Annotated in this window: 13 protein-coding genes; 9 read left to right on the top strand and 4 right to left on the bottom strand. The window is 62.8% G+C overall.

Features of this window, described 5'->3' with window-relative positions; genetic code table 11:
- Positions 1-26: 26 nt before the first annotated feature.
- On the bottom strand, positions 27-668 hold the full coding sequence (locus PWG15_RS17860; RefSeq protein ID WP_275021849.1) for an arylesterase: 642 nt from the start codon (positions 666-668) through the stop codon (positions 27-29).
- A gap of 65 nt (positions 669-733) precedes the next feature.
- Between PWG15_RS17860 and PWG15_RS17855 the strand changes: the two genes are divergently transcribed.
- The 4 genes from PWG15_RS17855 to PWG15_RS17840 all read left to right on the top strand — a co-directional run bounded on the left by PWG15_RS17855 (position 734) and on the right by PWG15_RS17840 (position 5,648).
- Positions 734-1,459 (top strand): ABC transporter ATP-binding protein, encoded by a 726-nt coding sequence (locus tag PWG15_RS17855; RefSeq protein WP_275021848.1) that lies wholly within the window; start codon positions 734-736, stop codon positions 1,457-1,459.
- Positions 1,456-4,008, top strand: coding sequence for an ABC transporter permease (locus PWG15_RS17850; RefSeq protein ID WP_275021846.1), 2,553 nt, complete (start codon positions 1,456-1,458; stop codon positions 4,006-4,008). The genes PWG15_RS17855 and PWG15_RS17850 overlap by 4 nt, the downstream gene beginning before the upstream one ends.
- A 223-nt stretch (positions 4,009-4,231) precedes the next feature.
- The gene (locus tag PWG15_RS17845) at positions 4,232-4,969 is read left to right on the top strand and encodes a Bax inhibitor-1/YccA family protein (protein ID WP_057254909.1); all 738 of its coding nucleotides are present in this window, start codon (positions 4,232-4,234) and stop codon (positions 4,967-4,969) included.
- A 121-nt stretch (positions 4,970-5,090) separates the two neighbouring features.
- Positions 5,091-5,648, top strand: coding sequence for a GNAT family N-acetyltransferase (locus PWG15_RS17840; RefSeq protein ID WP_275024454.1), 558 nt, complete (start codon positions 5,091-5,093; stop codon positions 5,646-5,648).
- A 225-nt stretch (positions 5,649-5,873) separates the two neighbouring features.
- Here the strand turns inward: PWG15_RS17840 and PWG15_RS17835 are convergent, their stop codons facing one another.
- The 3 genes from PWG15_RS17835 to acnA form a co-directional block, all read right to left on the bottom strand.
- Positions 5,874-6,278 (bottom strand): DUF2794 domain-containing protein, encoded by a 405-nt coding sequence (locus PWG15_RS17835; protein ID WP_275021845.1) that lies wholly within the window; start codon positions 6,276-6,278, stop codon positions 5,874-5,876.
- Between the two features lie 313 nt (positions 6,279-6,591).
- Positions 6,592-7,365, bottom strand: a complete 774-nt coding sequence (locus PWG15_RS17830; RefSeq protein WP_275021844.1) for a DUF1223 domain-containing protein — start codon at positions 7,363-7,365, stop codon at positions 6,592-6,594.
- Positions 7,366-7,576: 211 nt separating this feature from the next.
- Positions 7,577-10,267: an aconitate hydratase AcnA gene (gene acnA, locus PWG15_RS17825; RefSeq protein ID WP_275021843.1), complete on the bottom strand. Its 2,691-nt coding sequence runs from the start codon at positions 10,265-10,267 to the stop codon at positions 7,577-7,579.
- Between the two features lie 269 nt (positions 10,268-10,536).
- Here acnA and ccmA point away from each other — a divergent pair, with 269 nt between their 5' ends.
- The 5 genes from ccmA (at position 10,537) to PWG15_RS17800 (ending at position 13,596) form a co-directional block, all read left to right on the top strand.
- Positions 10,537-11,187, top strand: a complete 651-nt coding sequence (ccmA, locus tag PWG15_RS17820; RefSeq protein WP_275021842.1) for a heme ABC exporter ATP-binding protein CcmA — start codon at positions 10,537-10,539, stop codon at positions 11,185-11,187.
- Between the two features lie 36 nt (positions 11,188-11,223).
- Positions 11,224-11,883: a heme exporter protein CcmB gene (ccmB, locus tag PWG15_RS17815; RefSeq protein WP_275021840.1), complete on the top strand. Its 660-nt coding sequence runs from the start codon at positions 11,224-11,226 to the stop codon at positions 11,881-11,883.
- Positions 11,884-12,047: 164 nt separating this feature from the next.
- Complete coding sequence (locus PWG15_RS17810; RefSeq protein ID WP_275021839.1) at positions 12,048-12,818, top strand: heme ABC transporter permease; 771 nt, start codon at positions 12,048-12,050, stop codon at positions 12,816-12,818.
- A complete protein-coding gene (ccmD, locus tag PWG15_RS17805) occupies positions 12,815-12,991 on the top strand; it encodes a heme exporter protein CcmD (RefSeq protein ID WP_082640735.1) in 177 nt (58 codons plus the stop codon). The genes PWG15_RS17810 and ccmD overlap by 4 nt, the downstream gene beginning before the upstream one ends.
- Complete coding sequence (locus tag PWG15_RS17800) at positions 12,988-13,596, top strand: DsbE family thiol:disulfide interchange protein (RefSeq protein WP_275021837.1); 609 nt, start codon at positions 12,988-12,990, stop codon at positions 13,594-13,596. The genes ccmD and PWG15_RS17800 overlap by 4 nt, the downstream gene beginning before the upstream one ends.
- The last annotated feature ends 152 nt before the right edge of the window (positions 13,597-13,748 follow it).

Genomic DNA, 13,748 nt, shown 5'->3' with positions numbered 1-13,748 from the left:
CGTTCGCTTAACTGTGGACGATGTCATCACTCCGTCTTATTCAAGGTTGCCAGGAAGCGTTCGACGACGGGCAGTGCCTTTTCGACCATGACACCGACGCCGTCGCCATTGGGATGCATGCCGTCTTCGAGCTTGAGCTTGGCCTCTGTCACCACGCCATCGAGGAAGAACGGGTAGAGTTCCAGCCCGTATTTCTGGGCAAGTTCCGGATAGATCGGGTTGAAGCGGGCAGCATAGTCTGCGCCCATGTTGGGCGGTGCCATCATGCCGGCGAGCAACACCGCGATGCCGCGGTTCTTGAGCCGGGTGATCATCGCCTCCAGATTCTTGCGGGTCTCTTCCGGCGCGATGCCACGCAGCGCATCGTTGGCGCCGAGTTCGAGGATCACGCCCTTCGTGCCATCGGGCACCGACCAGTCGATGCGGGCAAGCCCGCCGGATGATGTGTCGCCGGAAACGCCGGCGTTCGCAATCGTCACGTCCAGGCCCTTTTCCTTCAGCGCCTTTTCGAGCCGAGCGGGGAAAGCGTCCTGCGCGGGGAGCTGATAGCCCGCCATCAGGCTGTCGCCGAACCCCACGAGGCTGATCGTCTCGGCGCGTGCTGCCGATGATAACGCAATTGTCATCATCAGTGCCAAGAAAACCCGTTGAAATCCTTTTAATGCCATGGGCCTGTTCCTAAATCCCGAATGCCGTTTCTGTTCCCCACTTCGTTCATATAGGGTTGTTTCGCTTGGCCAGCACCATCATCGAACTCAAAAACGCGGATCTGACCCTCGGGGAGGCGGCGGCCTCGGTGCATGTGCTGAAGGGCATGAACCTCACGATCGATGCCGGCCAATCCGTCGGGATCGTCGGTCCGTCGGGTTCGGGCAAGTCGACCCTGCTGATGGTGCTCGCCGGACTCGAGCGGCTGGATAGCGGCGAGATCGTCATCGACGGCACGCCGCTGCACCGGCTCGATGAGGACCGGGTGGCGGACTTTCGCGGGCGCAACATCGGCATCGTCTTCCAGTCCTTCCACCTCATCCCCAATATGACCGCGCTCGAAAACGTCGCGGTGCCGCTCGAACTCGCCAATGTGGCCGACGCCTTCGAGATTGCGCGCAAGGAACTCGTCGCCGTCGGTCTCGGCGAACGGCTCAGCCACTATCCCGGCCAGCTTTCCGGCGGCGAACAGCAGCGCGTGGCGATCGCCCGGGCACTTGCGCCCTCGCCGAAACTGCTGATCGCCGACGAGCCGACGGGCAACCTCGACGCTGAAACCGGACGCCAAATCGCCGATCTGCTTTTCGCCGAACAGCGTGACCGCGGCATGACACTCGTTCTCGTGACGCATGATGCGGCACTTGCCGCGCGCTGCGTACGGCAGGTCCACGTCCGCTCCGGCGAGATCGTCACCGGTGGCGAGGCGGGGCCGCTTGCGGTGGCGCCGCGCCAGGAGGTGGCATCGGCATGAGCGGCACGTCATCGGTTCGGCTGCGGCCGCTGCTTGCTCTTCGCCTGGCGCTGCGCGAAATGCGCGGTGGGCTCAGGGGCTTTTATATTTTCCTTGCCTGCATCGCGCTCGGGACCGCGGCGATCGCCGGCGTCAATTCGCTGTCGCAATCGATCACCGCGACGATCGCTACGCAGGGGCAGGAACTGCTTGCCGGCGACATCCGCTTCGAGCTCAACAATCGCGTGGCGACGACGGACGAGCGTGCCTATCTCGACAGCCTCGGAACCGTCGCGGTCTCGGCCGGCTTGCGGTCGATGGCGCGGCTGCCCGATGGATCCAACCAGGCGCTGGTCGAACTGAAGGCAGTCGATGCCGTCTATCCGCTCTATGGTGCCCTGGAAAGTGAGCCGAACCGTCCGCTACACGAGTTGTTGGCGCGTAGCGGCGAGACATTCGGTGGCGTCGTGGCGCCACTGCTGCTCGATCGGCTGGGCGTGCAGGTCGGAGACGAGGTCCTTCTCGGCAACGCCAGGATCCGGATCGCCGGCACGATCACGCGGGAGCCGGACGCCTTGTCTGACGGTTTCGGCTTTGCGCCGCGCCTGATGGTCTCGGCCGAGGCGCTTGCGGCCAGCGGCCTGGTGCAGACCGGAAGCCTCGTCGAGCATAGCTACAAGGTAAAGATCGCCGACCCGGCGCAGCTTGCGGCCATTCGTGCCGATGCCGAAAAGCGCTTTCCGGCCGCCGGCTGGTCGATCCGCACCAGCGCCAACGCCGCGCCGTCATTGACGGCGAACATCACCCGCTTCTCGCAGTTTCTGACGCTTGTCGGCCTGACGGCGCTGATCGTCGGCGGCGTCGGCGTGGCCAACGCCGTGCGCTCCTATCTCGATCAGAAGCGCAGCGTCATTGCGACCTTCAAATGCCTGGGTGCTCCTGCCTCGCTGGTGGCGATGATCTATCTCACGCAGATCCTGATGATCGCCCTGATCGGCATCGTGATTGGCCTCGTCCTCGGCATGCTGATCCCCTTCGTCGCGGCGCAGTTCCTGGCTGACCTGCTGCCGATCTCGACGGAGTTCCACCTCTATCCCGGCGCGCTCGGTCTTGCCGCGCTCTTCGGCGTGCTGACGGCGCTGACTTTCGCCATCCTGCCGCTCGGTCGCGCGCGCGCCATTCCGGCAACCGCGCTCTTTCGCCAGCAGGGCTTCGACCCCTCCGGTTTTCCGGCATGGCCCTACCTGCTCGGCGCCGTCGCTTGCCTTGCCGCACTTGCGGGGCTTGCGATCTGGGCGGCCTATGACCGCTATATTTCGCTGGTGTTCCTGGGCGCGATCGCCTTTGCCTTCATCGTCCTGCGTGTCGTCGCGCTCGCGATCGCCTGGCTTGCGCGCCGCAGCCCGCGGGTCAACTCGCCGGCCCTCAGGCTGGCGATCGGCAACATCCATCGCCCCGGTGCGCTCACGTCTTCCGTTGTCTTGTCGCTCGGCCTCGGGCTGGCTCTGCTGGTGACGCTGGCACTGATCGACGGCAATCTGCGCCGAGAGCTTACCGGCAGCATGGCGGAGCGGGCACCGAACTTCTTCTTCGTCGATATCCAGGGCAACGAGATCGAAGGCTTCCGTTCGGTTCTCAAGCAGGCAATCCCGAAGGGCAAGGTCATCGAGGTGCCGATGCTGCGCGGCCGGATCGTCGCCTTCAATGGCGAGGATGTGAACAGGCGCAACGTGCCACCCGCCGGCCAATGGGTGCTGCGCGGCGACCGCGGCATCACCTATGCCAAGAACAAGCCCGAGAACTCGACGCTGTCCGCGGGCACGTGGTGGCCGGCAGACTATAGTGGCGAGCCCTTGGTCTCCTTCTCGGCCGAAGAGGCGGGCGAACTCGACCTGAAGATCGGCGATACGGTGACCGTCAACGTGCTTGGCCGCAACATCACCGCCAAGATCGCCAATTTCCGTAACGTCGAGTGGGAATCGCTGTCGATCAACTTCGTCATGGTGTTTTCGCCGAACACCTTTGCCGGCGCGCCGCATGCATGGCTGGCAACGGTCATTGATCCGGCGGCGACGCCGGAAGAAGAGGCGGCGGTGCTGAAAGCCGTGACCAACGCCTATCCGACGATTACAAGCGTGAGGGTGAAGGACGCTCTCGACATCGTGAACGGGCTGCTTGGACAGTTGGCAACGGCCATCCGGGCGGCGGCTGCGGTGGCGCTCGTCGCGTCCGTCCTGGTGCTTGCCGGTGCGCTTGCTGCCGGCAACCGGGCGCGTGTCCACGACGCCGTGGTCCTGAAGACGCTGGGCGCGACGCGCGCGACCCTCATCCGGGCTTTCAGTTACGAATATGCCATTCTCGGCCTCGCAACCGCGGTTTTCGCGCTGTTTGCCGGCGGAGTTGCCGCCTGGTTCGTCGTCAGCCGCATCATGAAGCTGCCGTCAAACTTCCTGCCGGATATCGCAATCCTGACGGTCGTCGGGGCGCTGGTGATGACCGTTGGTATTGGTCTTGCCGGCACATGGCGCATTCTCGGGCAGAAGGCGGCGCCAGTCCTGCGTGAGCTCTGAGGCCACGAAGTTAACCGTAAATCCCCGTCGTGCTTGCCGGAACCGGCCGAATGCGTTCGAATCCGGGGGCTTCGGGTCTTGTACGCAACGGGTTTCGGCATCATATTTATCCACAGGCATGCTGGAGCTCCGCAGCGGCGCCTGGGCGTGGAAGCCAGCCTTCCGAAGCGAGACGTTCGCCGCCCGACACCGTAACTTCCACCGGAGCTTAAATGAGGAAACAATGGCTGATCTGAGAAACTACCAAACCCGAATGTCGCCCGCCGGCGCTCAGGCGGGTGCCGTGATCGACGAGGGCCTTCGCGCGTACATGCTGAAGGTCTACAACCTGATGGCCCTGGGCCTGGCGATCACCGGCGTGGCAGCTTACGGAACCTATGCGCTTGCCGCCTCCAATCCGGCATTCGCCCAGCTCATCTACGCTTCGCCCCTGAAGTGGGTCGTGATGCTGGCGCCGCTGGCGATGGTCTTCTTCATGAGCTTCCGCATCAATTCGATGAGCGTCTCCGCAGCACAGACGACGTTCTGGATCTACGCCGCCCTGATGGGCCTGTCTCTGTCGTCGATCTTCCTGGTCTTCACCGGCCAGAGCATCGTGCAGACGTTCTTCGTCACGGCCGCTTCGTTCGGCGCGCTGTCGCTCTACGGCTACACGACCAAGAAAGACCTGTCGGGCTTCGGCACGTTCCTGATCATGGGCCTCTTCGGTCTGATCATCGCGTCGATCGTCAACATCTTCCTTGCTTCGTCGGCCCTCGGCTTCGCGATCTCCGTGATCGGTGTGCTGATCTTCGCTGGCCTCACCGCCTACGACACGCAGAAGATCAAGGAAATGTACTACGAAGCCGATGACAGCACCGTTGCCGGCCGCAAGGCGATCATGGGCGCCCTGACGCTCTATCTCGACTTCATCAACCTGTTCATGTTCCTGCTGCAATTCATGGGCAACCGGAACAACTAAGCTTGAAGCGAATGACGGAAAAGGCGGCCTCGGCCGCCTTTTTTGTTGCCGGAAAATGTTGATCGCGCCCGGCCTCCGTGGGAGTGAAGTGCGACGAAACCTCGAGATGCAGTCGACCGCCATGTCCCTGAGCTTGCGTGATGCTACCCTCGCCGACCTTCCCGTCATCACCGGGATCTATCGCGAATCCGTTCTGAACGGTGTCGCCACCTATGAGATCGAACCGCCTTCGGAGGCGGAGATGCGAACCCGTTTCGAGACGATCATCAGCAACGGCTACCCGTATATGGTCGCATGCGATGACAGCGGCTCGATCATGGGCTATGCCTATGCATCCGCCTTCCGGACGCGCACGGCCTATCGCTTCCTGGTCGAGGATTCGATCTACCTGGCACCGGAGGCGCGCGGCAAGGGGGCCGGCAAGGCGTTGCTTGCCGAACTGATCCGTCGCTGCACGGAGCTCGGCTTTCGGCAGATGGTGGCGGTGATCGGCGGCGCTCATCCGGCTTCGATCGCGGTGCACCGCTCCCTCGGCTTCGCACACCAGGGCACGATGAACGCGACCGGCTTCAAGCATGGCCGCTGGCTCGATACGGCGATCATGCAGCTTGCGCTCGGTGAGGGACGGACGAGCGATCCGCCGGAAGATGTCTATCCGGACACGCTCTACCAGAGCTGATCGCCGCATGCCGCGCGGACGCTCGACATGCGCTGATTGCGACCAACCCTCCCGGCCAGGCCAAAGCCGTGTGTCGGAAGAAGTCGCCGCGCATCTCACCGGGACGCCGGTGCGGATCAGGTCTCAAGGCGCGTCGCGATCTTTCAGGTACGCTCCCAGCGCCTCAAGTTTCTGATGTTTGCATGTCGTTGGCGCAAAACCGAAGTGCACTTTTGCGCGACAGCTTCACGTCTCCACCAGCTTCAGGACCTTGTCGAACACCTTGAGCACCTGGGCGAGCTCGTGGCCACGCTTCAGGATCGTGCCGTGAATGTTCAGCACGCTATAGGCACCCTGCTTCGCCGCCAGTTTCGGGTTCTTCTCGATCCGATAGAGCGGCATTTCCCCCGAACGCTTGAACACCGAGAAGACCGCTCGGTCCTTCAGGTGGTCTATGGCGTAGTCCCGCCATTCGCCTTCGCCGACCATTCGACCGTAGACCCAAAGGATCTGGTCCAACTCGCGACGATGGAAAGTGATGGGGGGAGGGTTCTTGGCGTTCTTGTATTCGTGAAGATCGACGACCACTTCGGAAGTGGTCTCGCGCTGATGGCGCGCCTCGCCTTGCGGCAAATCCGGCTCATCGGTCATCGGCAATCCGGCCTTCTGTTGTGACAGAACGATAACAGTGTGCCTGACGCGAGCCGAAAAGCAAGCCGGAAGCCGTTGGACGATGAGGGCATTTCTTACCTCTGCCCCATTTCAGTCAAATCGCCGCCCCAATTCACCGCAAAACTCGCGGGCGCTGACGGACAGAGTCGTTGCCACCGTATGTCCGGTCAGGTCGTCATGCTGCGGGAGTTCACCGAACGCAGCCATGGCCGGTTCGGTCCGGTAACTTCGAACCCTCAGCCCCAGCCCCTCGATGCTGCCGGGCCGAACCACCCCCTTGCGCCTCGCCCGCCTACAATTTGCCCTGCGGGCCGGCGAGCACGGCCGTAGCGCCGATGATCGCGCCCGGCGTTTCCTTGTCCTTCATCGATTGCAGCAGGACGGCACAGCCGCTGTTGCCGGGGCGCTCGGTCAGGACCGTCGCCGGCAGCGTGAAGCTCGCCGGCTTTCCGTCCCACATGCCGATCGTCTGAATGTCACGCACGGCATGCCAGTAGGGGATTTCCTTGCCGCTGTTTTCCCCCTTCTCCATCTTCACCACTTTCGCGCGATCGAAATAGACGACGACGACGTTCGCCTTGCCGATGCCGCTGCCGATGCTGATCTGGATTTCTTCGCCCTCTATCTTCGCCTCGACGGGAACGGCAAGCCCCTTGCCTTCGGCCGTCATGGCCTCGAGCCGCGTCTTGATCGCCTGAAGATTGCCGCCGTTGACATGGTCGCGTCCGTTCAGGATCGCCTGGGGCGTATAGACGCCATTGCGACCGAGCATGCGGGCATAGGCATATTGCCGTTCGGTATTTTCCTTGGAGGCCAGCGTGTCGGCCCAGCCGAGATAGTTCCAGTAGTCGACATGATAGGCGAGCGCCACGACGTCACCGCCATCGACCAGCGCCTTCAGCGCCGCATCGGCTGGCGGGCAAGAAGAGCAGCCCTGGCTGGTGAACAGTTCCACGACGCCCTTGATCACCTGTCCGTCCTGTGCCCCGGCCGGTGCACCAGCGGCTGCGAACAGCCCGAAAGCCAGTGCAAGAGGGCGAATGAAAGAACGGTCTGCGGATGTCATGGCGTCACTTCGTTTGGGGCCGTCGGCCTACTCCTTATGGGGGAGTTCATTACATACGCCGGCGGCGCATCAACGGGAAGTCACGTTGGAGTGAGGTGGCGGGTGAGCACAGCCTTGTGTTGGACGTGCCGGCATTTGGCGGCCAAGAGAAAGCCGGGGCGCCTTTTGACGCCCCGGCTTCAATGTTTCACGGCGTTTCTACCGCTGCCGATCAGGCGGCGAGGTCGCGCAGAACCGTCTGCAGGATGCCGCCGTTGTTGACGTAGGTCACTTCGTCCAGCGTATCGATCCGGCAGATCAGCGGAATTTCCTTCACGCTGCCGTCGCCATAGGTAACCTTGGCGACGCGCTTTTCGCGCGGCTGGACATTGGCGAGGTTGTCGATGGTGACGATTTCATCGCCTTTGAGGCCCAGCGATTCCCAGGTCGTGCCTTCTTCGAAGACGAACGGGATGACGCCCATTCCGACGAGGTTCGAGCGGTGGATGCGCTCGAAGGACTGCGCGACGACGGCCTTGACGCCGAGCAGGTTGGTGCCCTTCGCGGCCCAGTCACGCGACGAACCGTTGCCGTATTCGACGCCGGCGAAGATGACGAGCGGAACGCCCTCTTCCTTGTACTGCATGGCGGCGTCGTAGATCGACATCTCTTCCTTCGACGGATAGTGGATGGTGTAGCCACCTTCCTTGCCGTTCGGGCCGAGCATGTGGTTGCGGATGCGGATGTTGGCGAAGGTGCCGCGCATCATCACTTCATGGTTGCCGCGACGCGTACCATACTGGTTGAAGTCGGCAACGCCGACGCCGTGACCGATGAGGTAGGCACCGGCCGGCGAGGCAGCCTTGATCGAACCGGCCGGCGAGATGTGGTCCGTGGTGATCTTGTCGCCGAACAGGCCGAGGACACGCGCGCCCTTGATGTCGGAGATGCCCGAGCCGGACTTGCCCATGCCAACGAAGTAGGGCGGGTTCTGCACGTAGGTCGACGCATCGTCCCAGGCATAGGTCTGGCCCGGAGGAACCTGAACGGCCTGCCAGTTTTCGTCGCCCTTGAAGACGTCCGCGTACTTGGTCGCATAGAGCTCGCGGGTGACGTACTTGAAGATGAACTCCTGGATTTCCTTCGAGGTCGGCCAGATGTCCTTGAGGTAGACCGGCTTGCCGTCCTTGTCTTCACCGATCGGCTCGTTGGTCAGGTCCTTCTGGACGGAACCTGCAAGCGCGTAGGCGACGACGAGCGGCGGCGAAGCGAGGTAGTTCGCCTGAACGTCCGGCGAGATACGGCCTTCGAAGTTGCGGTTACCCGAGAGAACGCCGGCGGCGATCAGGCCCTTGTCGTTGATCGTCTTCGAGATCGGGGCCGGCAGCGGGCCGGAGTTGCCGATGCAGGTCGTGCAGCCGAAGCCGACGAGGTTGAAGCCGAGGGCATCGAGGTCCTTCTGCAGGCCGGACTTGGCGAGGTATTCGCCGACGACCTGCGATCCCGGTGCAAGCGAGGTCTTGACCCAGGGCTTGGACTTCAGGCCCTTGGCAACGGCGTTGCGGGCGAGAAGGCCGGCTGCGATCAGCACCGACGGGTTGGATGTGTTGGTGCAGGAGGTGATCGCGGCAATCGCGACATCGCCATGGCCGAGGTCGAAGTCGGTACCTTCAACCGCATAGCGGTTCGCGAGCTGGCCGGGCTTCTTGTAGTCGTTTTCGAGTGCGGTTGCGAAACCGGACGCGATGTTTTCGAGCGCGATGCGGCCTTCCGGACGCTTCGGACCAGCCATGGCCGGAACGACGTCGCCGAGGTCGAGTTCGAGTGTATCGGTGAAGACGAGTTCGGAGCCGTCACCTTCGCGCCACATGCCTTGAGCCTTGGAGTAGGCTTCGACCAGCGCGATGCGCTGCTCTTCGCGGCCGGACATGGTGAGGTAGTTGATGGTTTCGCTGTCGACCGGGAAGAAGCCGCAGGTCGCGCCGTATTCCGGACCCATGTTGCCGATGGTGGCGCGGTCGGCGAGCGTCATGTTGTCGAGGCCCGGGCCGAAGAATTCGACAAACTTCGAAACCACGCCCTTCTTGCGCAGCATCTGGACGACCATCAGCACGAGGTCGGTCGCGGTAACGCCTTCCTTCAGCTTGCCGGTCAGCTTGAAGCCGATGACTTCAGGCAGGAGCATCGAGACCGGCTGGCCGAGCATGGCGGCTTCCGCTTCGATACCGCCGACGCCCCAGCCGAGAACGCCGAGACCGTTGATCATGGTGGTGTGGCTGTCGGTGCCGACGCAGGTATCCGGGTAGGCGGTGATTTCGCCGTCTTCTTCACGGGTCCAGACCGTCTGGCCCAGGTATTCCAGATTGACCTGGTGACAGATGCCGGTGCCGGGCGGAACGACGCGGAAGTTCTTGAATGCCTGCTGGCCCCACTTCAGGAAGCGGTAGCGCTCGCCGTTGCGCTGGTATTCCAGTTCGACGTTGCGGGCAAAGGCGTTCGGTGTGCCGAATTCGTCGACGATGACCGAGTGGTCGATGACGAGGTCGACGGGAACGAGCGGGTTGATCTTCTCCGGGTCGCCGCCGAGCGAGACCATGGCGTCGCGCATCGCGGCGAGGTCGACGACGGCGGGAACGCCGGTGAAGTCCTGCATCAGCACGCGGGCCGGACGGTAGGCGATTTCGTTTTCAGCCGTGCCCTTGTCGTTCAGCCAGGCGGCAATGTTCTCGATGTCCTTCTTGGTGACGGAACGGCCATCTTCGTTGCGCAGCAGGTTCTCGAGCAGAACCTTCATCGAGTAGGGAAGCTTGGATACGCCGGCGAGACCATTCGCCTCAGCCTTGGGCAGGCTGTAGTAGACGTAGTCCACACCGTTGACGGTGAGCGTGGAGCGACAATTGAAGCTGTCTAGGGACTTGGACACTGGATAATACCCCGTTCCGTCTGATCGCCAAAAACTGACGTACGAACGCCCGAGCGCCTGTGAAGCGCGAATTGGGATGCGGGTGCGGCCATTTCCGCTGTCCGTACGTGGAAATTCATTCCATGTTCGGCGCTAGGATGAAATTCACGCCGACCGCTGGCGTGTTGGCCGCCTTATAGATAATTTCTCCAAAACGTGCCAGAGCAACGAAGGTCCAATTGGAACTTTTTTTGCTCTGCGAAAGACGCGCGAAGGGAAGTCTAATATTCATGCGCCTGCTGGCTGAAGGTTTGAGTGCGAAGCGCGGCGAGGATCTGATTTTTAACGATATTTCCTTTGGGCTTGATAGCGGTGAAGCCCTTGTGGTGACGGGTCCGAACGGCTCGGGAAAGTCCACCCTGCTTCGGGTCCTGGCAGGGTTGCTGAGCCCCGAAAGCGGACAGTTGAAACTTGAGAATGGCCCTCCTGAAATCGCCCGTCCCGCGGAGGTCAGCCACTATCTCGGCCACCGCAACGCGATGAAGCGGGAACTGACCGTCGCAGAAAATCTTTCCTTCTGGCAGCGTTTCATGGGCGATTCGCCCGGTGGTATTGGCATCTCCCTCGACGAGGCCGTCGAGGCCGTCGGTCTGCCTGACATAGCGCATCTGCCCTTCGGCTATCTCTCAGCCGGCCAGCAACGTCGCATGGCGATGGCGAAGCTGCTCGTCGCCCATCGCCCGATCTGGATCCTCGACGAGCCGACTGCCGCGCTCGACGCCGGCGCCGACCTGCTGTTTGCGGATCTGGTAAAGGCGCATCTCGGGAAGGGCGGCATCGTGATCGCAGCGACACATCAGCCACTCGGCCTCGACCGGACGAAAGAGTTGCACATGAAGGGTTTCGAGCATCTGGCGGGAGGGCTCTGGCATGATGTGTAAGAGCCTCACCATGCGCGCTGTCGGGAGCATGCCGGCATGATCGCGCTCTTCTTTCGCGATCTGAAGCTATCGATCCGAGCCGGCGGCGGCGCGATGATCGGCGTGCTCTTCTTCATGACGGTGGTCGCGGTCATTCCCTTCGGAGTCGGCCCGGACCTGAACCTGCTTTCGCGCATCGGCCCGGCGATCCTCTGGATCGGCGCGCTGCTTGCCTCGCTGCTTGGTCTCGACCGCCTGTTCCAGGCGGAGCGGGACGATGGCTCGCTCGACCTGATGCTGATGCAGGAGGCGCCGCTGCTCTTTACCGTGTTCGTCAAATGCGCGGCCCATTGGGCAGCGACCGGCTTGCCGCTGGTGATCGCTTCGCCTTTGCTCGGGCTGTTCATGAATATGAGCGAAACAGCGATCGGCGCCACCATGCTGACGCTTCTGATCGGCACGCCGGCGATCACCTTCATCGGTGCGGTCGGTGCTGCCGTCGCCGTGTCCCTGCCGCGTGGCGGGCTGCTGGTTTCGATCCTGGTGCTGCCGCTTGCGATCCCGGTGCTGATCTTCGGCGTCAGTGCGGTCTATGCCGCAATCGAGGATCCTGCACCGTTCCTGCCGCCGCTGATGATCCTGATGGCGATCACCCTGTTCTTTGCGGTCATCGGGCCGGTTGCCGCCGCCGCCGCGCTTCGGCACGCGTCCGATTGACGCAATCGGGTGGGTACGGGCGAAAGTGTTTGCGGTTTTCCGTCGCAGCCGTCGCTAAGTCATTCAGATCGATCACGTTTATGATCGGTGGCCCAAACTGATCGTGATCGGCCGATTGACGCGGATCAATTGCAGCAGACGGTCTTAAGCGTTAAAGAGCCATCATGAGCGAAAACAGCCTGGCCATCCGCAAATTCAGCGACCTCGCCAACCCGACACGGTTCCTGGCGCTGGCCGACCGTCTGCTGCCGTGGCTAGCCGGTCTGACCGCGCTGTTCTTCGTCGTCGGCCTCTGGCTTTCCTTCGCCACCGAAGGCGACTACCAGCAGGGCGAGACGGTGCGCATCATGTATGTGCACGTGCCCGCTGCCTGGCTGTCGATGATGTGTTATTCGGTCATGGCGCTCGCAGCCCTCGGCACGCTCGTCTGGCGCCATCCGCTCGCCGACGTCTCCTCGCGCGCAGCAGCCCCGATCGGCGCCTGTTTCACCTTCCTGGCGCTCGTGACCGGCTCGCTCTGGGGCAAGCCGATGTGGGGCACCTGGTGGGTCTGGGACGCACGGCTCACTTCGGTCTTCGTGCTGTTCCTCATGTATCTGGGACTGATGGCGCTCAACCGCGCCATCGACGATCCGGCCCGGTCTTCCAAGGTTTCCGCGGTGCTGGTGCTGGTCGGTTTCGTCAATATCCCGATCATCAAGTTCTCGGTCGAATGGTGGAACACGCTGCATCAGCCGGCAAGCGTCATGCGGCTCGACGGACCGACGATCGACCCGGAATTCCTGTGGCCGCTGATCGTGATGGCAATCGCCTTCACGCTTCTGTTCTTCACGCTGCATATCGCCGCCATGCGCAACGAAATCCTGCGCCGGCGCGTCACAGCCTTGCGCCGTCTGGCGGCGCGCAGCGCCGGCCGGGGAGCCCGCACCAAATGATGAGCCATGCCGCTTACGTCTTTACGAGCTATGGGATCGCGACGCTGACGGTCCTCGGGCTGATTGCCTGGGTCGTCCTGGATGGGCGCGCGCGTCGGCGTGAACTCGCCGAACTCGAGGCCTCGGGCATTCGCAGGCGCTCGGCCGAACCGGCGTCGGGAGAGACACGATGACCAGCACTCCTGCGCCCGGCAGCGAAGAGCGCAAGCCGGGCCCCTTGCGGTTCGTCTTGGCGGCGCTGCCGCTCATCATTTTCGCCGGGCTCGCGGCGATCTTCTGGAGCCAGCTCAATTCCGGCAAGGATGTGAGCGAAATCCCCTCAGCGCTGATCGGCACCAAGGCGCCCAAGCTCGATCTTCCGGCGCTCGAAGGGGCGACGCGCGATGGCCAGCCGATGCCGGCACTGACCGACGCGGCGATCAAGGGCAAGCTGACGCTCGTCAACGTCTGGGCCTCCTGGTGCGTGCCCTGCCGTCAGGAGCATCCTTTTATCCTGGAACTCTCGAAGGATCCGCGGCTGACCGTCGTCGGCATCAACTACAAGGACCAGAACGAAAACGCCCTGCGTTTCCTCGGCGAACTCGGCAATCCGTTCTCCGCCGTCGGGGTCGATCCGCGCGGCAAGGCGGCGATCGACTGGGGCGTCTACGGTATCCCTGAATCCTACCTCGTCGGCACCGACGGCACGATCCTCTACAAGCGTGTCGGGCCGTTCGATGAGGAGAGCGTCAAGAACGGTTTGCTGCCGGCAATCGAGAAGGCCGCTGCGGGTTCGTAATCCCGTTCACTGTTGGCGCAAGCTACCTCTCGTTCGGCCCGCCGACCACTTTTCTTCCTGTGCGGGGAGAAGGAGACTTGCGGCACGCGCCTGCCTAAACTCATCAGGTTTGCTTTGGGCGTGACTGATTTTGCTCTGAGGGGCGGTGAATG

Source organism: Ensifer adhaerens, assembly GCF_028993555.1.
GTDB lineage: Bacteria > Pseudomonadota > Alphaproteobacteria > Rhizobiales > Rhizobiaceae > Ensifer > Ensifer adhaerens_I.
The sequence above is the reverse complement of the archived record's forward strand: the minus strand, read 5'-3'. Positions and strand labels throughout refer to the sequence as shown.

Excerpts from the sequence above, each read along its gene's own strand:
- PWG15_RS17850 (WP_275021846.1), top strand. The coding sequence starts at position 1,456 with ATGAGCGGCACGTCATCGGTTCGGCTGCGGCCGCTGCTTGCTCTTCGC.
- PWG15_RS17860 (WP_275021849.1), bottom strand. The coding sequence starts at position 668 with ATGGCATTAAAAGGATTTCAACGGGTTTTCTTGGCACTGATGATGACA.
- PWG15_RS17845 (WP_057254909.1), top strand. The coding sequence starts at position 4,232 with ATGGCTGATCTGAGAAACTACCAAACCCGAATGTCGCCCGCCGGCGCT.
- PWG15_RS17840 (WP_275024454.1), top strand. The coding sequence starts at position 5,091 with ATGTCCCTGAGCTTGCGTGATGCTACCCTCGCCGACCTTCCCGTCATC.
- ccmD (WP_082640735.1), top strand. The coding sequence starts at position 12,815 with ATGATGAGCCATGCCGCTTACGTCTTTACGAGCTATGGGATCGCGACG.
- PWG15_RS17800 (WP_275021837.1), top strand. The coding sequence starts at position 12,988 with ATGACCAGCACTCCTGCGCCCGGCAGCGAAGAGCGCAAGCCGGGCCCC.
- ccmA (WP_275021842.1), top strand. The coding sequence starts at position 10,537 with ATGCGCCTGCTGGCTGAAGGTTTGAGTGCGAAGCGCGGCGAGGATCTG.
- ccmB (WP_275021840.1), top strand. The coding sequence starts at position 11,224 with ATGATCGCGCTCTTCTTTCGCGATCTGAAGCTATCGATCCGAGCCGGC.
- PWG15_RS17810 (WP_275021839.1), top strand. The coding sequence starts at position 12,048 with ATGAGCGAAAACAGCCTGGCCATCCGCAAATTCAGCGACCTCGCCAAC.
- PWG15_RS17835 (WP_275021845.1), bottom strand. The coding sequence starts at position 6,278 with ATGACCGATGAGCCGGATTTGCCGCAAGGCGAGGCGCGCCATCAGCGC.
- PWG15_RS17830 (WP_275021844.1), bottom strand. The coding sequence starts at position 7,365 with ATGACATCCGCAGACCGTTCTTTCATTCGCCCTCTTGCACTGGCTTTC.